This window comes from Dyadobacter sp. HNCC25DJ185, assembly GCF_056895195.1.
The window spans coordinates 60221-82000 of record NZ_JBXHAR010000008.1 but is presented as its reverse complement, the minus strand read 5'-3'; the positions used below and the strand labels follow the sequence as shown (position 1 = coordinate 82000).

Sequence of the window (21780 nt, the reverse complement as noted above, 5' to 3'; positions counted from 1 at the left end):
AGAATGATAACCCTCATATTGCTCAGCTGCCAGTTATCGTTCGCCGATATCGTCAAAGATGAACTGCGCGCACATTTACAGCCGGCGGTATTTTCGGTAACCATGGTGATGATCCATGATGTTGTAAACCCACCTGCTGCTTCGCGGTTTTATACGTATTGTATGATGGGTGCTTATGAAATCGTGGCGCAAAACAACAAGCAGGTCACGTCGCCCACCACCTTTATTCCGAGCATTAAACCGATCTCCATCGAAGCATCCAAAGACTACGACTATCGGATCGCGGCGCTTTACTGTATTCTGGAAACAGGCCGGCTGATCTTGCCGTCGGGCTCAATGCTCGAAGAAGACCAGAAAAAACTGATCATCGATTTGCTGCGGGAGGGGCATTCGCAGGAAACGATCGATAAGGCCATGCTGGTTGCGCAGGAAGTGGCGAAAAAAATAGCTGCCAATGCCGCGACAGATGGTTATCTCAAACTGAGCACCCGGGTCAGGTACCGACCTAAAAAGGGCGACGCATTCTGGTATCCCACCCCCCCGGGTTATATCGAAGGCATTGAGCCGCATTGGAAGACGATCCGTCCGATGCTGATCGACTCATGCAACCAGTTTGTGCCAAAACCTCCGGTTGCCTTCAGCAAGGATAGTACCAGCGAATTTTACAAGCTGGCCCGGGAAGTGTACCTGGTCGGTAAAAACCTGACCGAAAAAGAAAGGCTCATCGCATCTTACTGGGACTGTAACCCGTTCGCGATCAATACGTCGGGCCATATGTCGATCGGCTTTAAAAAGATCAGTCCGGGTGGGCATTGGATGAACATCACTGGAATTGCAAGTGCAAAAGCCAACCTGGACCTGGATAAGGGAATTGTAGTACATGCACTGGCGGCAGCAACGTTAATGGACGCGTTCATCAGTTGTTGGGACGAAAAGTACCGGAGCAGCCGCGTCAGGCCAGAAACTTTCATAGCCCGATCGATCGATCCCAAATGGACGCCTCTTTTGCAAACGCCTCCTTTTCCCGAATACACCAGCGGGCATAGCGTCATTTCCACCGCCGTTTCAGAAACATTGACCTATTTATTGGGCGACAATTTCTCCTTCCGGGACGACACCGAAGTCATTTTTGACCTTCCTACCCGTGATTTCAAATCGTTCCGCCTGGCCGCGGAGGAAGCCGCTGTTTCGCGTTTGTACGGCGGGATACATTACCGCGACGCCATCGAAAATGGCCAGGCACAGGGAAAAGCAATCGGGGCTTTTATTGTGGAAAAGTTGAAAAAGAGCGGTGTGAAGCCGGTTCTTTGAGCACCAGGCCGGATTCCGTCCGCATTTCATCAAAATTTACGCTGGGTAAGTCAGAAGAGCTACAGGGAAATTTTCTGTGGCAGCTCCGGATTTAAAATGTACTTTCCAGATATTCAAGGACCATGAACAAGTGGAAAATTGCCTTTTTTATCTGTTTGCTACTGCTGTTCGCAACGATCGTATCAAGTGCATATTTAGTAACTGACCAGGCTGTTACGATTACTTATATGCAGGAGGGATATGCAGATACTGAAAATGATTTGAGGGAATTGATCAAAATTTTTAACAGCGGAAAGCCGAGCAAAGATGGATCGAACATTTCGGCCTCCACGGATTCTGTTCTCATTGTCCAAAATCATGACGCGGACACGCTATTTCTAAATCGGATAAACTTGATTTTCAGCGGAGGTAAATTGATAAAAGTAACGGATTTGTTGACTGAAAGATAGTCCAGGTCTTTTACAGCCATGTATTGAGAGGTGTGAATATGCCCAATTCCAACGATATGAGTATGTTTAGGTATTCCTTCCAAATGGACCGGACTTATCGTCGAAAAGCGTAGAAAGAGGAGAATTAAGCTTGTTGATCGGGAAATAAACCCATTAGTTACTGCCAATTTTGGTCTGAAATGGCTAGTTTTGAAATTGAGAGTTCCGTCTTCACCCGAATAAATGACAAAAACGTTTGCCCAGTTATTGCTGATACTTGGTTTCGCTGTTCCGCAGTTGAAGGCGCAGTCTGCACAGGCCGAATGGGCAAAAGACAGAGGGGGCGAGACGGAAGACAGTCATCCGAGACCAGAAACCAGGGAAAAACAAGCCCGGCAATCCGCTTTACCCAAATGGAGCATCGGCCTCAATGGAGGCGTAGGCTACAGGTTGTACCGGACAGGTATCGCCGTTACAACGGCTGCCAATCAGAAATACATCAAGAATTTCAAGTCGGGCATTGCATTCGGAGGGGGGCTAGCTTATTTCCCGTGGCCGAAAGTAGGATTTGGGGTCAGATATGAACGCTACCAGAGTAGGGCGTCTATGAACGACTTGAGCGAAGATGTGACCATACAGCATTTCAGCGGCTTGTTGACCCACCGGACGGTTTCTAAAAATCAACAAACCTCCGTACTTTCTTCATTGCTAGTGGGATATCAACCCTATCAGAATAAAACCGGTGTTGGAGCAGAGCATTTTACCTTTTACGGGAAAACAATGGGCTGGGGCGTGAGCGTTGGGCTGGAACACCGTCTTAGCGAAAAATTCAGCCTGAACCTTACCGGAACTGCCATGATGGGTGCGATTTATCGCTTGCGAAGAAAAACGGAGATCAGCACGGCGACACTGCATTTGTCAAAAGACAACAGCGTAGATCTTTCCCGGTTTTCACTGACGCTAGGTGTTGGTTTTCTGAAGTAATGAAGCATGCACCATGAAAGAAGAAAGGATACATACAACCAATTATTTCAATACTTTCATCGAAACTGCGGAGGACAGTCCCGCTACGAAAGCAGAAATCCCGCCTCAGAAAGTTGAAGAAAAGACGGTGGCCGTCCTGCATTTTGCCATGATTTATGACCATCCTTATCAATACACCTCCGACGATGTGATCTTTGGAGCTTACGTGTCAAAAAATAAAGTCAAACGCAACGAATTAGAAGAAGTAAGAGAAAAATTCTTTTCCAAAGGCCAGCCCTGCCTGCGTTGTTCCCCTCTTGGCAAACGTTATGGCTGGGGTATCCATAGCAATGAGGATGGTAAAGTTGCTATTTACCCGGTTGAGTCGGATGAATACAAGAAGTTTGCATCTGACAATAATTTGAAGCACGCCAGGGCAATGCGGTCGAAGCGGGTTTGACAATTCTAAAATATCTATAAAAAAGTAAGGGAAAAGTAGGACAAAACAGTCTTGTTTTTGTGACTGCCTTGCTACAGCGTGATTTTATGAAAAGACGTGCCGATAGTTATCAGTAGTTTGCCCATAGTTTTGCATTATATTCCTAACCACCAAGTATCCTTAATTTTTTCCTGATGAAAATAAGTCAGTTCATTTCCTGCCTCTTTTTATTCCTCGCCATCTACGCTGTCCCTCAAAGTGTTCAGGCACAATCCAAAGACAAAAGGCCGCTTGTCGTTTTCGTGACCGGTGACCATGAATATAGCGGAGAGGAAACCCTTCCGATCGTAGCTGCTGAACTGGAGAAAAATTACGGCATAAGAACCATCGTTCTGAAAGCCTATCCCGATCACAACAGCGAAAAGAACATTCCCGGCCTGGAAGCACTGAAAGATGCGGATCTGGCCGTTTTTTATCTGCGGTGGCGGCAGCTGCCCAAAGATCAACTCGCTTACATTGAAGAATACCTGAAAAAAGGCAAGCCGGTGATGGGTTTCAGGACCACAACCCACGCTTTTAATTTTCCGAAAGGCGACGAAAGCGAGAAATGGAATGCATTCGGGGAATTTGCCCTGAATTCGCCTCCGGGCTGGGGCGGTGCCGCAAAACACACCCATTATGGCCATAACAGCAGCACGGATGTGACCATCATACCTGAACAAGCGAAAAATCCAATCCTCACCGGTGTTACCGGCCCATTTCATGCCCGTTCGTGGTTGTACCGAGTTTTGCCTGACTATCCTGTGAAGGGATCGACCTGGCTGCTGATGGGCAAATCTGTCAATCCGGATAAAGAAGCCATTGAAAATCCCGTTGCCTGGACAGGTACCAATTCTTTCGGCGGAAAAGTGTTTATGACCACATTGGGCCACCCTGAGGATTTTCGCATCGAATCATTCCAGAGGCTGGTCATCAATGCGATCCATTGGGAGCTAGGTATGAAGATCCCTAAAACCTGGAAAGGCAAAATGGACATCCTGGTCCCTTACCGAGAAGCAAAATAAGATCCGTTATATTTCCTAAATCCCAACTTAAGAATACCTGTCAAATGTCTAAACCCAGGAAAATCAGCGTTCATGTATCGCTAATTGCATTTGGACTAGCAATCATTGCGTTCAGTGCTTTCAAGTTCAACCAGCCCGTTCCGATTCCGGTCAATAAAGGTTCTCACATCATTCTGCTAGGTAATAACCTGGGGTCCAGGATGATGAATTACGATAACTTTGAAACCGAATTGCATGTGAGGTACCCCGAAAATAACCTCTACATACGTAACATGTGCGACGGTGGTGACACGCCGGGGTTCCGTCCGCATGCGAGCAGGAACTCGCCGTGGGCATTCCCCGGGGCAGAAAAATTCCAGACCGAACTCGCGAATCCTTCCCAAAGCGAGGGGCATTTTGAAACTCCGGACCAATGGCTGACCCGTTTGAAAACGGATGTCATCATCGCCTTTTTTGGTTATAATGAATCATTTGAAGGTAAAGCGGGTCTGGCCAACTACAAGGCTGAACTGGACGCGTTTATCAAATACACATTGAGCCAGAAATACAATGGCAGCACACCTCCCCAGCTGGCAATTGTATCCCCGATTGCATTCGAAGACTTATCGGCGCAATTTGATCTGCCCAATGGTAAGAAGGAAAACGAGAACCTTTCCTTGTATACCAAAGCCATGAAAGAAGTGGTCGATCAAAATAAGGGAGTGCTTTTTGTGGATGCCTTTACACCTTCCCAGAAATGGTATCATGAGACCAAGGAAAATTTGACGATCGACGGTTCTCAACTGAATGAAGAAGGATATAAAAAATTAGGCGTGTTGCTGGTAGACCAGGTTTTTGGTAAATCGTCGTTGAAAGCAGAAGCTAACAGAAAGCTGGTGCACGATGCGGTGATGGAAAAGAACTGGATGTGGCATAATGACTTCAAAATACCAAATGGCGTACACGTTTACGGCCGCCGTTATAACCCGTTTGGGCAAGATAATTATCCCGCGGAGATCGAGAAAATCCGTGAAATGACGGATATACGGGATAGGGCAGTATGGCTGGCAGCTTCGAAAGGAGAGAAGATGGATGTGGCGGCAGCCGATAAAAATACCAGGCCATTGCCCGAAATCAAAACCAACTACAATCCTGAGAAAAACGGAAGTCTGGAGTACCTGTATGGTCAGGATGCTGTGAAAAAGCTGAAAGTCCCGGACGGATATAAGATTGAGCTCTTTGCCTCGGAAGAAGAATTTCCTGATCTGGCCAAACCTATGCAAATGTCGTTTGACAACAAGGGACGTTTGTGGATCGCTACCATGCCAAGTTATCCGCACTACAAACCAGGGGACACCAAGCCTGACGATAAGATCATTATCCTGGAAGACACCAACAATGATGGCAAAGCGGATAAGCAAACGATTTTTGCCGACAAATTGCATTTGCCGCTCGGTTTCGAAATCGCACCGGAAGGAGTGTACGTTTCCCAGGGAACAAATCTGAAACTGTTTACAGATACCAATGGCGACGACAAGGCCGACAAAAGTGAGATTTTGCTGAGTGGTTTTGACGACCATGATACCCACCATAACAGTCATGCTTTCACCGTTGATCCGTCGGGAGCCATTTATTCAGGTGAAGGTGTGTTTTTGCATACCAACGTAGAAACATCCTATGGGCCGGTGAGGGCTACAAACGGTGGTTTTTACCGTTATGCCCCGCAGCTTAAAAAGCTGGAACGCACGGCGCAGTTATCGATCCCGAACCCCTGGGGAATTGCCTTTGATGACTGGGGACAGCCATTTTTTGCCGAAACTTCAAGTCCGGATGTGCGCTGGATGTTGCCCGGAAGTGTACTGCCGAGGTATGGCGAAGCTACGCACAAAGGGGTGCAGCTGATTGAAGAAAAGCATCGTGTCCGGCCGACATCGGGATTGGAATTCGTGTCGAGCCGTCATTTTCCGGACGAATTGCAGGGAGATTTTCTGATCAACAATACCATTGGGTTTTTGGGTACCAAAGAACATACATTGACTGACGAGGGCACGGGTTACAAAAGCCACCACCGCCAGGATCTGGTGGTGAGCGAGGACAGGAACTTCCGTCCCGTGGATATGGAATTTGCGCCCGACGGGTCCCTTTATGTGATCGACTGGCACAACATCCTGATCGGGCACATGCAGCACAATGCGCGTGATCCTTTGCGTGACCATTCCCACGGACGTGTTTACCGCATTACCTATCCATCCAGACCATTGGTAACTCCTGCAAAAGTGGCAGGAGCAAGCATTGAGCAACTGTTGGACAACCTTAAACTGCCTGAATACCGCACCAGATACCGTACCAGGAGAGAATTGCGGGGAAGGGACGCAGCGCAGGTGTTACCAAAACTGACAGCCTGGGTTGCGGGATTAGACAAGAAAGATCCGAGATATGAACACCACGTTCTGGAGGGTCTATGGGTGAGCTGGGGTCTGGACAAGGTGGATCAGAAACTGCTGAATCAAATGCTCAAAGCGAAAGACTATCACGCCCGTGCTGCGGCAGTGGAAGTACTGCGTTATACAGGTCATCAGGTTGCGAACCAGGCTGATCTGTTGATGCAGGCGGTAAGGGACGAAAACAGCCGTGTGCGTTTGGTGGCGATTGTTGCGGCTTCGTGGATTGGCAAAGAAAAAGGCTTGCCTATTTTGGCGGAAGCCAAGAAAATGCCTCTGGACGATTGGATGATCTATGCTTATGAGGCGGCGGAAGCCCATCTGAAAGGGGAGAATGTCAAAAAAGAAAAAGTGGAAGTTGCGAAAACAGGCTTGAAAGGTGATGAACTGAGCCTTTTCAACATGGGTAAAGAGATTTATGCCAGAGAGGGTTATTGCTCAACCTGCCACCAGCCGGACGGAAAAGGGCTTGCGGCATCGGGCTTTCCGCCGCTTACAGCCAACAAATGGATCCTTGGAAACGACGACCGTCTGATCAAGCTGGTGCTCAAAGGTCTGCTGGGCCCTATCGAAGTGGGCGGCCAGAAATATCCTGGGCAGGTACCTATGACGCCTTTCGGCGGATTGCTTAAAGATGAGGAAGTAGCTGCGGTGCTGACTTATGTCAGAAATTCTTTCGGAAATAAAGGCACTGCAATTACGCCTAGTAAGGTGAAGCAGGTAAGATTATCCACAGAAAATAAAAAGGATTTCTATTCACCCGAACAACTGCTGAAGGAACATCCGCTTGAAAAGATGTAGAAAACGGTATTGGTAGTTTTCTTACTATTCGATAAGGGTTTGGTGTTGAGCTATTTAAAGTTCACATTAAACCCTTATCGTTTTTTGTTTTCCCTGAAAAATGGATTTGTTTAGAGCTAAAATGCCTAAAATGATATTTATTTGTTCTTTTCTAAGCAATTGGTATGTCTTCAAAGCGCAAAGTCTTAGTTGTAGTTCCACTCATTCTGTTGCCGGTTTTGTTTTACCTTGTTTATAGCTGGCTATTTTCAGAAAACATCTTTTTTTCCGATGATTTTCATCTACTCAAAACAGTGCTTTGGGTGGGCGAGGAACCTGAGTTTTTAAATAAGGTCAGGCTATTTCTTCAGCAGCACAATGAGCACAGGATCGTTATTCCGAGGCTTATTACCTATATCAATTATCGGATCTTCGGCTATATCAACTGGCCGGTACTGATCTTATTGGGAAATATATTGTGGGCCTCGATCTTGTGGTTTTTCTGGAAAGGTTTCCGTAGTACACACAGCGCGGCGTGGCTGTTTATCCCGGCACCTCTCATTTTGTTGAATCCACAGTACTACGACAACGTCACCTGGTCGATCAGCATTCTTCAGCAATCCGTTATTGTGTTCTGGTTTGTCGTCCTCAGCTACCTATGTGCGAGGGGGCGGTATGCTGGTGCATTGGTGGTTTGCCTCATTGCGACCTTTACGCATGGTAATGGACTGTTTAGTTTCCTCATAGCGATTTTGTTTGTTTTATACGACCGTAATTGGAAGTGGGCGGGAATTCTGGGGTTGGGGTGGATTTTAACAGGAACCATTTACTTATTGGATTTCCAGAAAGGTCAGAATGCCGATTTTATGAAAAGTCTCTCCGATCCGGTCAGACTGATCGAATGCTTTTTTGCCTTTTTCGGTTCGCTAAGCAAAGTTCGGATTATGGCACCCGGGGCGGCAGTGCTGATCGGGATGGTTCTTTTCCTGGCACTTGCGATTTTTGTTATTTTCAGGTTTTTCCATTTCAGGAAGATGCATGTTCCGCTCCCGTGGTCGGTTAAAATGGTTGCCGGGATTTTGGCTTTTCTTACCATTACTAGCGGGCTGGTGAGTGTTTCGCGAAGCTGGGGAGGTATTGAGACCATTATCGCGCCGCGCTACCAGCACTACTCGTCCTTCATTGCCTGTCTGGTTTATCTGTCGGTGGTTTCGGTATTGACCGGAAGGTTGCAGAGGACAGTGGGTTTTGCCGGTATTGCTGTCGGGGTTGTGTTCAATCTACTGAGCTATTTTACGTACCATGAAGAAATTCTCTATCGCCGTGACGGCCTGCTTGCCGACGACACAAACTGGACGCACCATCAGAATTTTCTCTACTATGGTGCTTCATTTAATGATAATATCCGGTCGGGATATCAGCGGGCGGTCAGCAAGGGCATTTGTATTTCCCGGGACCATTTCACCAGCATCAAACAAGGTAGCAAGCTGGACCAGAGTGTGGATTTAAAGTATGATCTAGTTGTCAGGGAGGAAAGAGATGCTAGCAAAAGCTACTTCCGGAATTATGTGACATTGTCGAATCGCGACATCACGGACAGGAATGTTTTTATTTTTCTAAAATCCCCAAACAACCCGGAAGGCTACTGGCTTGCGAGCAGAAAAAACCACAGCGGTATCGTCGATTTTTTAAAGACCGGTACCTGGTTTAAACCCGGGTTTACGCTGGAATTTCTGACGGAAAATATCCTGCCGGGAAATTATCAGATCGCTGTTTTACGAAATAACAGACTTTCCTGGACGACAGCGCAAATCACCATTAACGCCGCTGTCGGCACGCAACGATAAGCCGGTTTTTTGCCGGAAATCTTTCATTTCGCCCGGTTTTCACATTCTACAATATAAAAAATCTCCTATTTACGCGCCCGGAATTCGGGAAGCCAAAATAATGGGAAAGTAGCCTTTTTTAGCTCGCTTCTGTATCGTAAACACTAGGTTAAACGACAAAAAAATCGTATCTTCGCATGCTTAAAAAGCCAGAATCTGGTTCTTTTTATCCAAATGAAAAACAAACTATATGTCAAACGAAACAGTGCTTGAAGTAAATAGTTATTCAGCCGAAAATATCCAAGTTCTTGAAGGTTTAGAGGCGGTACGGAAGCGTCCCGCGATGTACATAGGTGATACGGGTTTTAAAGGCGTTCACCATTTGATTTGGGAGGTGGTTGATAATTCCATTGATGAGGCAATGGCTGGCTATTGCGACACCATCAATGTCACGATTGAAAAAAATAATTCCATTACCGTTCAGGATAATGGCCGCGGGATACCGACAGGGATGCACCCCAAAGAAAAGAAGTCTGCATTGGAAGTGGTCTTGACCGTTCTTCACGCAGGGGGTAAATTTGATAAAGACACTTATAAGGTTTCAGGAGGTTTGCATGGTGTGGGTGTTTCCTGCGTTAATGCACTTTCTATACATTTGCGTGCAGAGGTTCACCGCGAAGGAAAAATATTCGAACAAGAATTCAGCGAGGGAAAGCCGCTGTATTCGACGAGGGTCATCGGGGAATCCGAAAAAACAGGGACCTTTATCCACTTTCTGCCTGACGCCACCATTTTTACCGTCACTGAATTCAAATATGAAACTGTTGCAACGCGCCTGCGCGAACTATCCTATTTGAATAAAAGGATCAGGATTACACTTGAAGACAAGCGTGAAGAAGACGAGGACGGGAAATTCAGGGGCGAAGAGTTTTACTCGGAGATTGGTTTGAATGAATTTGTGACTTATCTCGATGCAACACGCACACCGCTGATCCCGGAGCCTATTCACATGGAAACTAACAAGGGGTCTGTTCCTGTGGAGGTGGCGATGATGTACAATACTTCGTACAGCGAGAATGTCTTTTCCTATGTCAATAATATTAATACAGTCGAAGGAGGAACACACGTTTCGGGCTTCCGCGCTGCTCTGACCAGGACATTAAAGAACTATGCCGACAAGCTGGGTATCCTTGCAAAGGAAAAAATAGAGATCAGCGGGGACGATTTTCGTGAAGGGCTTACTGCTGTTATTTCCATTAAAGTGGCCGAGCCGCAATTCGAAGGCCAGACTAAAACCAAGTTGGGTAACTCGGAAGTGACTGGCGTAGTGAGCCAGGTCGTCTCTGAAATGTTGGATACTTATCTGGATGAGCATCCCAAAGAGGCCCGGGTGATTATTGATAAAGTGATTCTGGCCGCTAAGGCCCGGATTGCCGCGAAAAAAGCCCGTGAAATGGTTCAGCGCAAAAATGTACTGACTGGTACAGGTCTTCCCGGCAAGCTTTCTGACTGCTCTGAAACGGACCCACATATTTGTGAATTGTACCTGGTAGAAGGGGATTCGGCGGGTGGTACCGCAAAACAAGGTCGTAATCGTGCTTATCAGGCAATTTTGCCGCTTCGTGGTAAGATCCTGAACGTAGAAAAAGCGCAGGAATACCGCATCTACGAAAACGAGGAGATCAAGAATATGTTTACCGCAATGGGCGTGCAGATCGGCAAGGACGGTGACGAAAGGGCGCTGAACATCGACAAGCTGAGGTATCATAAGATTGTCATCATGACGGATGCCGATATTGATGGTAGCCATATCAGGACCCTGATTCTTACTTTCTTTTTCAGGTACATGAAGGTTTTGATCGATCATGGTTATATCTACATTGCGCAGCCGCCTCTTTATCTCGTCAAAAAAGGAAAAGAAGAAAGATACTGCTGGACCGAATTGCAGCGTGAGGAAGCGATCCGCGAAATTGCGGCAGGAAAGGAAGAGTCGGTAAACGTGCAGCGTTACAAAGGTTTGGGAGAAATGAATGCCGAGCAGTTGTGGGAAACAACCATGAATCCGGACAGAAGAAGCCTTAAACAGGTTTCAGTGGAATCGGCGGCTGAGGCAGACCATCTTTTCTCTATGCTCATGGGTGACGAAGTAGCGCCCCGGCGCGATTTTATTGAAAAAAATGCCAAATATGCACGTGTTGACGTTTAGCCGTTAGCTCCGGGAGCCGCGCTCCGATACAAATTTGGGAACGGATGGCTGTCAATAGCAGTCATCCGTTCCTGTTTTCAGGGTGAAGATTTAACACAAACTTCACAAGGCTGAAACATAAGATTGGTTAGATTCGTTGAATTTTAAGGTTATCTATTTAAGTACATTAATTGAATTTAGTTATGCCAGGCCCTAATGACACCTCAGACAGCAATGAAAAAAAAGGCAAACTGACCAGTTTATTAGCCTTCTTCAAAAGCTCGAAAGAACCGGCGCCTGCCGAAGACAACAAAGCAGTCAGTTCTACTGAGAAAGCAAATACACAAGTTCAGCAGAGCGATCTCATCAGTCGTGACCTGAGCTGGCTCAAATTCAATGACCGCGTATTGGACCAGGCCATCAACGAAGAGCGGAACCTTTTCGACCGCATGAAATTTTTGGCCATTACCTCCTCAAATCTTGATGAGTTTTTCACGATCCGGGTCGGCAGCCTTTATAATTACCTTGACTTCGGAAAAGAACGCCTCGACTATTCGGGACTACGTGAAATTCCTTTCCGGAAAGTGCTGATGCGCGAGTTGCACGATTCGGTCCGCAAGCAGAACGATTGTTACAAATACCAGCTGCTACCCTTGTTTGCCCGGCACGGTTTCAGAATTGTGGGATTAGAGGAGGTGGAAGAGGAAGAGAAGGCTGCAGTGGAAGAATATTTTGAGCGGACGGTTTACCCGATGCTGACACCTATGCTTTTCGACTATACCCACGCATTTCCGGTATTACTCGCGAAAGTGCTGGTGTTAGGGGTTATCACCCAGGTGAAAGGGACTACTTCCGAAGAAGACCGCAAATTATCTTTTGTACAATTGCCGCTGAACCTTCCGCGGTTTTATGTTATCGAGCGGGACGATGAGCTTTTATTTCTTCCTATTGAAAGTATCGTTCGAGCCTATATCAACAAGCTTTATAGAAATGTCGACATCGTATCTACCAACTTGTTCAGGCTGATCCGTAATGGGGACTTTACGCTGGAGGAAAGCGACGACATCGAAGCGGACTTCATAGATGAGATCAAGCAAAAAATCAAGAACCGCCGTCTCGGTCGCGTAGTGCAGGTATACATTGAGCCCGATGCCAACCCGGACCTGCTGAACCTGATCAAAAAGCGATGGGAAATTGATGATTACAATGTTTTTAAAATAGATGGCCTGATAGACTACACTGCGCTATGGGGGATCATCAAACACCCCGAGTTCAAAGACCAGATCCCGCCGATCCACGCGCCAGTACCGCCTCTGGGATTGGACAGGGAGCGTATTCCGGATATTTTTGAAGTAATGCGCGAACGGGATATTCTGTTGCACCATCCCTACAACAATTTTGAGCCCGTTTTACAACTTCTGGAACAGGCTTCGGAAGATCCCAAAGTCTTGTCCATTAAACTGACCATCTACCGGCTAGCCAAAAATTCGCGGGTAACGGAAGCATTGCTGCATGCCGCCGAAAACGGAAAGCACGTGGCCGTTCTCTTCGAAGTAAAGGCACGTTTTGACGAGGAAAACAATATACGCGAAGCACAGCGTTTGCAAAAAGCAGGCTGTTTTGTGATTTATGGTATCGGGTTGTTGAAAACACACACAAAACTATTGCTGATCGTCAGAAACGAAGGTAACAGAGTGCTCCGTTATGCGCATTTATCTAGTGGGAATTACAACGAAGACACTTCACGTCTTTATACTGACACAGGTTTGCTCACCTCCAATGAGGAATATACCCACGACATTTCCGAGTTTTTCAATGTAATTACAGGGCATTCAATCCCCTCAGAATACCAGAACCTGATCACAGCGCCGAGGTATATGCGTACCAAGCTGATTGAGCTGATCCAGCAGGAAGCAGAAAATGCCCGTGCCGGGTTGAAAAGTGGGATATGTATTAAAATAAACTCTCTGGAAGACAGAGACACGATCCTGGAATTATATAAGGCTTCGGAGGCTGGCGTTCCTGTGCGGTTGATTGTACGCGGTATGTGCTGCCTCCGCCCGAAACGTGTTGGTTTGAGCGAGAATATCACCGTAAGGTCCCTGGTAGGGGATTTCCTTGAACATTCCAGAATCTTTTATTTCCATCAGAATGGGAATCCGCTGGTTTACGGCGGAAGTGCCGATGCGATGGTCCGCAGTTTCGATAAACGGATTGAGTCGCTGTTCAAGCTGGTTGATCCCCGTGTGAGGCAGGAAGCAATCCATATCCTTTATTACAGCCTTAAGGATAATGTCAATGCCTATGAACTGCAGGAAGATGGCAACTACATCAAATGCGAGATTCCCGAAGGCGTAGAGCCGCTGAATGTTCATCAGGCATTTTATGACGTTACCCTCGATGAGGTAATGGCGACGCACCTTTTTGAAGAGGATTTTATTCCCAAGGACAATTCGGAGCCGAAAGAAACAGAAAAACCATCAGAAGCCGGTCCTATTGAAATTGAAGTACAGTCCGAGGCTGGCTTATCCTGATTATTCTTTGTAAAAAATCCTTTTTACCCGGTCACCAATACCTGTTAAAATCTCGTAAGGAATGGTTTGGATGCTTTTCGCCAGCTCGGTGATAGGTATCTCTTTACCAAAAACAATTACTTCGTCACCTTCCTCCACAGAAGCGTTGGTGACGTCGATCATCGTCATATCCATGCAGATATTGCCAATAGTAGGACATAACTGGCCATTGACCGAAACTTTGCCTACACCATTACCAAATCCGCGGTCATATCCGTCGGCATAACCAATAGCCAGCGTTGCGATGGCAGAATCGTGGTCAACCTGGCCGCTTCGGCTGTAACCGACCGTTTCTCCCGAGGAAAGATATTTGATTTGCGAGACGATGGTTTTCAAAGTCCCAACCGCCTGTAACGCATGTTGTTCCTGGCCGGTTGCTTCCACGCCATACAGCCCGATACCAAGCCGCACCATATCCAGCCGATAATCCGGAAAACGTACGATCCCGGCAGAGTTGAGGATATGCTTGATGATTGTATAACCCAATGTCTCTTCCAAAAGAGCGGCGCCTTCGATAAACTGGGCATATTGATTTCTGGAAAAATCATTGTGAATCCCTTCATCCGCACCAACCAGATGCGAGAACACGCTGGCTACTTTCAATGCAGGATTTTGTCGTAGCTGGTCAACCAGCCATGGGTAGTCATCTTTTACAAAACCCAAACGGTGCATGCCTGTGTCCAATTTAATATGGACAGAAGGCGTGTGGATTACGTCGTTCTTTTTCTTGATATATTCAACCCAGTCCATCAGGATACGGCGACTGTAAATTTCCGGTTCCAGGCGGTATTCCCAGAGCAGGTCAAATGCCGGAGAAGTGGCATTCATCACCATAATTGGCAGCGTAATACCATTTTGCCTGAGCGTCACGCCTTCATCTGCATACGCTACGCCCAGATAGTCAATCCTGTGAAACTGGAGCAACGAAGCCACTTCCGAACTTCCGCTTCCATAGGCAAATGCCTTCACCATCGCCATGATTTTGGTTCCCTGACCGCCAGCCCTGGGTCCAATTTTCGAACGATAATAGTTCAGGTTATGAGCCAAGGCATCCAGGTTGATTTCCAAAACAGTGCCGTGTGCTTTTTGTTGTATCCTGTGGACGATCTTTTCAAATGAAAAGGGCCTTGCGCCCTTCACCAGGATCAGGCTGTCTGATAATGTCTGGAATGGAAAATCTTTTAAAAAAGACTCGGTATCGTTGAAAAACTCCTGCTCGGGAATGTCAAACAGGGTAGCCTGGCTGCTGATCTGCGGGCCTATTCCGATGAGCCGGTTGATTGATTTTTCCTTTAACAGTTTGGATACCAGCCCATACAGATCGGAAGGTCTCTGCCCGGTTTGCAGAACATCAGAAAGGATGATGGCTTTTTTTTGGCGCTGTTCCTGCTGTGACAGAAAGTTTAATGCCATAGAAAGCCCCTGCAGATCATTGTTGTATGCGTCGTCGATCAGGTAACAATGATTGATCCCTTCTTTTAATTCCAGTCTCATGGAAACGGGCTTTAGCGCAAGGACCCGCTCCTGAATTGCGGCTGGCCCGATACCAAAGTCCAGCATGAATACGATGCAATGTGTCAGGTTTTCAAGGGATGCCTCGTCCCGGAAACCGGTTTCAAAAGTAAAGGATCCCGACTTTCCTTTTAAAGTGATGACCGACTTGTCTTTTTGAATCTGATACGAAACCTGGATACCGGCCCCCGAATTGGTCGTACCCCAGCTGATGGTTTCCAAAAACGGATTAACCGGCCGCAGGATCAACGCTATTTCCTCGTCGATCTCTTGATAATCCTTGCGATAGATGAGTTTTTTTACCTTGGTAAAAAGGCGGAGCTTCTCTGTGATTTTTTGTTTCCGGCTCCTGAAACCATCGTCGTGCGCTGAGCCGATATTGGTGAAAATACCTATAGTGGGCTGCATAACCGGCTGGAGATATTCCATTTCGTGGGCTTTTGAAATACCCGCTTCGAAAATGCCCAGCGTATGTTCGCTGCTGAGGTTCCAGACTGATAAGGGAACGCCGATCTGTGAGTTATAACTTTTGGGACTTGCCAGGATCCGCTGGTCTGGTGCCATCAGTTGGGCAAGCCATTCTTTCACGATCGTTTTACCATTGCTGCCCGCAATGCCCAGAACGGGTATATCGAACTGTTTTCTTTTCTCAGAAACCAGCTTCTGTAAGGCCCTGACTGCGGATGGTACCACCCAAATTTGCGCATCGTGCCATCGGGCGGTTTCTTTTTTTAAGGATTCGGACCAGGAATCCTCTTCAACAACAAATTCCCGGACGCCGATCTTGTATAAATCATTGATAAATGCGTGACCATCGTGCCTTGCGCCTTTAATCGCGAAAAAAATGCTTTGTTCGGGAAAAGAAACTTGACGGCTATCGGTAAGAAGGTAAGCAGCTTGCGGTTTGAAACCTACATCCATTTTTTAGACTTGAAATAAAAAATCATCCCGATGGTGACGACGACCATCAGACCCCAGACGTAAAAGTAGCCATAATGCCACTTTAGTTCAGGCATAAATTCAAAGTTCATTCCATATACGCCGACTATGAAGGTCAAGGGCATAAAAACGGCGGAGAAAATGGTAAGCGTTTTCATGACGGAATTCATGCGGTTGCTGATGGCGGATAAATGCACGTCGGCAAGGCTGGCGACCAGCTCACGGTAGGAATCAATAGTGTCCAACACCTGCATGACGTGGTCATAGAGGTCGCGATAGTAAGGTATTACGTCTTTTTTTATTTGGATGTTATCCTCCCTAATCAATTGGTTGAGCATATCGCGCAAAGGCCAGATCTGCCGCCTTGCAACGCTAAGTTCGCGTTTCAAGGCGTATAGCTCATTCAGCGACACACTTTCCGAACCACTGATGACCCTGTCCTCTGTCGCATCAAGGCTGTCGCCCAGTTTTTCCAGGACGATGAAATAGTTGTCGACAATGACATCCAGCAAGGCAAATAAAAGGTAATCAGGCCCATTTCGGCGTGTTTTGCCAACTGAAGCCTGTAACCTGCCCAGTACCGGACTGAAAATATCGTTGGTGAGTTCTTCCTGGAACGAGATCAGGTAATTTTCGCCTACCACAAAGCTTACGTGTTCCCAGGATATGCTGATAGGGGATTCATATTCTACATGAAGCATTTTCAGCGTCAGGAAAAGATAACCTGAATCATACACCTCCAATTTAGGCTTATGTTCCGTATTGACCACATCTTCCAGCAGAAGGGGGTGTAGCTGGTACAGCTTCCCTAATTTTTCGATGAGCGGGATCTCGTGGATGCCGTCCACGTCAAGCCAGGTGATGATGGTCTCGTCAGGTTCAGCAGGAGCACAGTCTTTCAAGGAATGCGCTTGTTCGTCCCGGAACACTTTGTCGTTATACTGGATCCTGCGAATTTTGGTTTTGAGTTCAATCTCAGGCCCTATGTAGGTCAGTGTGCCCGGCGAAGTCAGCAAATTACGCCTTTTATAGCGCTTCGATTTCTTGATGATCGGTGCTATCTCCTTGCGCTTTACACCTTCGCTTTCTCCTGTCTTGTTCAATTTTAAGAATTACTTAAGATGAAAAACCATTAATGGAACGTGCGTGTCAATGATGAGCTTTCTGGTAACGCTTGGGTTGATCAGAAATTCTTCAATGAACGAACGTTCACGGGAAGACATCATCAGCAGGTCGGCTTTCACCTCGTCGCAATAATCCTCAATCCCGTCCAATACGTGTTTGGCCTGGCGGATCACGATCTGGCCCTCTGCTATATCAAATTCCTTCTTGATTTCAGCGATGAATTGGTTGTCAGGCTGAATATCGGGTTGGGTGTCCGACTTCACTTTCAGCAAGGTCAGGCTTGCACCAAAATGGTTCATCAAGACAAAAACCTCTTTTAAAATATCATTCTCATCATATTCAAACTGAGTAGCATATACGACTTTGGTAAATTTGCCCGGACTGACATGCGGTGGTATAACCAGGACAGGGCATGTGGCATGCAGTGCGATTTGGGTCGCCGAACTGCCGATCAGTTTGTCCAGGAATCCGCCTGTACCGGTCCTGCCCATCACGATCATATCAGGATTGTATTCTTCTACGGCATCTTCAATGCTGGACTGAATGCTGCCCAATGCCCAGATGGCTTGCGCCCGATAGCCCTCTGTGGCGAGTTGATCGGCGTAACTTTCCAGTTTTTTCTTGAACTCATCTTCCAGTTCGCTGGTCATGCCCAGAAAATCAGAACCGCCCACACCAGGTACGATATTGCCGGGTGTCAGGTTTACATCGGCTATGTACGGCTGATATGCGTGCAATACAAGCAGCTCAGTGATCTCTTTTTCGGCAATAATTTTCGCGGCAGCAAGGGCATGGTCAGCATTTTCTGAAAAGTCGATAGGGACAAGTATCCGGTTCATGTCAGTTAATTATGATGTTTTGGAAAGCAGTTTCCGAACCTATTCATTTTGAAGAATGAAACAAAGGATTTGGCTCATCTTATCAAAAGTTTAATATTTCATGTTGAGTGTGAAACTCAATTTTTATGCCAGAGTTCCATGCAAAATTTGGGTAGATCCATTTTTTATTTCAAAAATCAGAAAATGTTTAATACAATCAATAAATAACAGCCTTGAAAACATATTATAAATTTTGCATCTTACCTTAATAGGGCCGATTGGCATAGTTGGGCTTAAACTGATTTTTTATAAGTTTACCTTCACAAACTACTCATCACTTCAATTTTCTGTATGAAGAGCAAAATTACCATTATCAACATCGCGCTGGTTACCATAGCGGCAATTGCAACAGTTCTAAATGCTTATGATGTTATTTCCGTTTCTGATAATGTGCTTATTTTGCTCCGCTGGCTTGCGCTGGCGGGCCTTGTCGTATTTGCCATACTAAAGAAAAACCTCACTACTTCCATCCTGATCTCCATGCTTGTAGGCACTGAGATCGGGTATGATTATCCTAAAATGGGGACTGAGCTGCATTTCCTGCGGCAGATCTTCCTGCAGATGATCAAAACGGTGATTGCACCTTTGCTTTTTGCCACGCTGGTCACGGGAATTGCCGGACATTCGGATTTGAAACAAGTTGGCAGAATGGGTTGGAAATCATTGCTTTACTTCGAGGTGGTAACCACGTTTGCATTGCTGATCGGGTTGTTTTTTGCCAACTGGTTTAAGCCAGGCGTGGGTATTGTACCCCCCGAATCGCTCAATGCTACCTTGCCGAAAGTAGCAGAGCAGACCTGGCAGGATATTGTGCTGCATTCATTTCCCGAGAACGTCGCCAAGTCCATTTATCATGGGGAAGTATTGCAAATTGTTGTTTTCAGTGTTTTGTTTGGGATAAGCCTGGCATTGCTGCCGGCTGCTAAAAAAGAGAAATTCGTGCATGGCGTGGAATTGCTGGCGGAGGTGATGTTTAAGTTTACCAAAATCATCATGTATTTTGCGCCAATCGGGGTAGGAGCGGCTATTGCCGAAACCGTTGGCCATATGGGCATCGATGTTTTGAAAAACCTTGCCTTGCTGCTGGCTACCTTGTATTGCGCCTTGATTGTTTTCATACTAATTGTTTTTGTCCCGATCGCTTTATTCGCCCGGATCCCGGTGATCAAGTTTGCAAAGGCTATTTTCGAGCCGGTATCCATCGCATTTGCAACCACCAGTTCGGAATCTGCACTGCCCAAAGCAATGGAGAAAATGGAGAAATTCGGCGTTCCCCGTCAGATCGTATCCTTTGTTATGCCAACTGGTTACAGCTTCAATCTCGACGGGTCCACGCTTTATCTGGCGCTGGCAACCGTTTTTGTGGCCCAGGCCACAGGTACCGAAATGTCGTTTGGGCAACAGCTCACCATGGTATTGTTGCTCATGCTGACCAGTAAAGGGGTTGCTGGTATTCCACGCGCAACATTGGTAATACTTCTGGGGGCGATTGCTAACTTCGGAATGCCTGAGTGGCCCGTATTACTAATCATGGGTATTGATGAGTTAATGGATATGGCGCGGACGTCTGTCAATGTAACCGGGAACTGCCTGGCCACAGCAGTGATTGCCCGCTGGGAAGGGGAATTGGACGATGAGAAAATGCACAATTCTGACTTGGTGACGGAAGAAATAGCAGTTTAAGGAGTTCAATCCTTAGTATTGACCTTTAGACCATTATCCCTTGACCATTAACCTTTTGACCTTTTAACTCTGCATATGTTAACCGTTTACGGAATACCTAATTGCGATACCATCAAAAAAGCGCGTACCTGGCTTGATAAACATCATATTGAATACACTTTTTACGACTATCGTAAAGATGCGATCAGTGCCGACAAGGTTAAAAAGTGGTTTAAAGTTTTTCCCTGGGAAAAAGTGATCAATAAAGCTTCCACGACCTGGAAAGAGCTTTCGGAAGAAGAAAGGGCAAAAGTAATCGACGAGAAGTCAGCAGCTAGGTTGGCAGTGGCTCATACCACTGTAATCAAGAGGCCTGTAATTGAAGATGCCACGGGCAAAGCCGTTACACTTGGGTTTTCAGAGAAGATTTACGAAGAAACATTTCTTAAGTAGAGGCCCTGACGGTTACTACTACCACTTTTGATTGATCGGTGAGTGTAGTTGCGAACAAATAGTAGTCACCGCCTTCCCTGAGTTTCCACTTCTTTCTCAATTCTTCTGTTTTGGCAGGAAAATTACGGACAGTCAGGTTGGCTTTATTTCCTCCGATATGTTTTGTTAATTCCCGCATATCCGGTTTGCAAACTGCAATGATTTTCATGGACCGCCCGGGGAAATTGCCCGCCAAATGTGCTGACGTGTACAATTGACTGTTAGCGGCGATTTTATCCACGCGATAGCGTTCACAGATGGTTTTGAATGCCCCTGCTTTCAGAATGGCAGGATGCGGTTCGTATAAATAGCCAAGCGGGTCGGAATAGGTGACCTCTGCATTCCGTTCTGATTCAGGGTCAAAATCGAGGACCTGCCTGGGATTTCCATTTTGATCCAGAATGGTGGCTTTAACCCTGTATTGGCTGGCTTTGAAATCCTTGTTCAAAACGAAAAGCAATTCCTTGCATTCCTGCTCATAACCAACGGCATGAACTTCTTTCACCCATTGTAATTCACTGCAGGCCAATGCGATGTCGAGAAGCGGGGAGGTTTTTAGCAAGATGTTAGGGGCGTTTTTGAACAACAGATCAAGATTCGATAAAATATCGGGTGTACAATCTGTGAGCCTGACAACTTTTTCCCGGTTCTCGGTTCTCCTGGCGGGATCTGCGTAAATCCAGTCCGCCGCTGAAACATGATGCAAGAGGGCTGTGAGCGAATCCTCCTCGTGGACTTCGATGTGGCGGACGCCGAGCTGATGGAAATTATAGCGTGCCGTTTCCGCAACTTCCTGCTGCCTCTCGTAATATTCAACTTTTTCGAAACTCCGGCTTAAATAATAACTGTCTATACCCATTCCGCCAGTGATATCTACCAGTTTTTTTCCGGAAACCAGACTTGCTTTATAGCGTGCCGTAGCTTCCGAGGAACATTGCTCCACGGATAGGGCCGGAGGAAAAACCAGTTGCTCATTGTGGTACCAGTCGGGAAGCTTTTTTGCAGCCTTCTGCCGGGACAGAATCTGGCCCGCGAGTTTTTTGACATCCAAACCCTTGTAATGGCCGGCATTCAAAATCAGCCGACTGACATTTTCATGTTGGTGTGACTGTATAAAAATGATTTCCTCATCCGACAAACCAGGTCCGTCTGTTCCCATCTTATGTAAAGGATATGCATCAAT

Annotated in this window: 14 protein-coding genes; 10 read left to right on the top strand and 4 right to left on the bottom strand. The window is 46.6% G+C overall.

Annotation, left to right across the window (positions count from 1 at the left end):
• The first annotated feature begins 3 nt into the window (after positions 1-3).
• The 8 genes from AC1XUF_RS22625 to ppk1 all read left to right on the top strand — a co-directional run bounded on the left by AC1XUF_RS22625 (position 4) and on the right by ppk1 (position 13950).
• On the top strand, positions 4-1311 hold the full coding sequence (locus tag AC1XUF_RS22625; protein ID WP_483344119.1) for a vanadium-dependent haloperoxidase: 1308 nt from the start codon (positions 4-6) through the stop codon (positions 1309-1311).
• Between the two features lie 671 nt (positions 1312-1982).
• Positions 1983-2723 carry a hypothetical protein gene (locus tag AC1XUF_RS22620; RefSeq protein WP_483344118.1) on the top strand — a complete coding sequence of 247 codons (741 nt, stop codon included), beginning with the start codon at positions 1983-1985 and terminating at the stop codon, positions 2721-2723.
• 13 nt (positions 2724-2736) lie between these two features.
• On the top strand, positions 2737-3162 hold the full coding sequence (locus tag AC1XUF_RS22615) for a DUF6157 family protein (protein ID WP_483344117.1): 426 nt from the start codon (positions 2737-2739) through the stop codon (positions 3160-3162).
• Positions 3163-3335: 173 nt separating this feature from the next.
• Positions 3336-4205: a ThuA domain-containing protein gene (locus tag AC1XUF_RS22610; protein ID WP_483344116.1), complete on the top strand. Its 870-nt coding sequence runs from the start codon at positions 3336-3338 to the stop codon at positions 4203-4205.
• Positions 4206-4249: 44 nt separating this feature from the next.
• Positions 4250-7426, top strand: a complete 3177-nt coding sequence (locus tag AC1XUF_RS22605) for a PVC-type heme-binding CxxCH protein (protein ID WP_483344115.1) — start codon at positions 4250-4252, stop codon at positions 7424-7426.
• A 164-nt stretch (positions 7427-7590) separates the two neighbouring features.
• Positions 7591-9252 carry a hypothetical protein gene (locus AC1XUF_RS22600; protein ID WP_483344114.1) on the top strand — a complete coding sequence of 554 codons (1662 nt, stop codon included), beginning with the start codon at positions 7591-7593 and terminating at the stop codon, positions 9250-9252.
• A gap of 229 nt (positions 9253-9481) precedes the next feature.
• Entirely contained in the window at positions 9482-11437 is a 1956-nt protein-coding gene (gene gyrB, locus AC1XUF_RS22595; protein WP_483344113.1) for a DNA topoisomerase (ATP-hydrolyzing) subunit B, read from the top strand.
• A gap of 182 nt (positions 11438-11619) precedes the next feature.
• Positions 11620-13950, top strand: a complete 2331-nt coding sequence (gene ppk1, locus AC1XUF_RS22590; RefSeq protein WP_483344112.1) for a polyphosphate kinase 1 — start codon at positions 11620-11622, stop codon at positions 13948-13950.
• Here ppk1 and AC1XUF_RS22585 read toward each other — a convergent pair whose 3' ends face one another.
• From AC1XUF_RS22585 to AC1XUF_RS22575, 3 genes are read right to left on the bottom strand one after another with little or no spacing between them, the layout of a single operon-like run.
• Complete coding sequence (locus tag AC1XUF_RS22585) at positions 13951-16422, bottom strand: bifunctional UDP-N-acetylmuramoyl-tripeptide:D-alanyl-D-alanine ligase/alanine racemase (RefSeq protein WP_483344111.1); 2472 nt, start codon at positions 16420-16422, stop codon at positions 13951-13953.
• Positions 16413-17543 carry a magnesium/cobalt transporter CorA gene (gene corA / locus AC1XUF_RS22580; protein ID WP_483344110.1) on the bottom strand — a complete coding sequence of 377 codons (1131 nt, stop codon included), beginning with the start codon at positions 17541-17543 and terminating at the stop codon, positions 16413-16415. Before corA ends, AC1XUF_RS22585 begins: the two co-directional genes overlap by 10 nt.
• A 9-nt stretch (positions 17544-17552) precedes the next feature.
• Positions 17553-18404, bottom strand: a complete 852-nt coding sequence (locus AC1XUF_RS22575) for a universal stress protein (protein ID WP_483344109.1) — start codon at positions 18402-18404, stop codon at positions 17553-17555.
• A gap of 330 nt (positions 18405-18734) precedes the next feature.
• Here AC1XUF_RS22575 and AC1XUF_RS22570 point away from each other — a divergent pair, with 330 nt between their 5' ends.
• Positions 18735-20126: a dicarboxylate/amino acid:cation symporter gene (locus AC1XUF_RS22570; RefSeq protein ID WP_483344108.1), complete on the top strand. Its 1392-nt coding sequence runs from the start codon at positions 18735-18737 to the stop codon at positions 20124-20126.
• A gap of 75 nt (positions 20127-20201) precedes the next feature.
• Positions 20202-20558, top strand: a complete 357-nt coding sequence (locus AC1XUF_RS22565; RefSeq protein ID WP_483344107.1) for an ArsC family reductase — start codon at positions 20202-20204, stop codon at positions 20556-20558.
• Here the strand turns inward: AC1XUF_RS22565 and AC1XUF_RS22560 are convergent.
• Complete coding sequence (locus tag AC1XUF_RS22560) at positions 20551-21756, bottom strand: THUMP-like domain-containing protein (protein WP_483344106.1); 1206 nt, start codon at positions 21754-21756, stop codon at positions 20551-20553. The two genes, AC1XUF_RS22565 and AC1XUF_RS22560, sit on opposite strands and share 8 nt — an antisense overlap.
• Positions 21757-21780 lie beyond the last annotated feature (24 nt).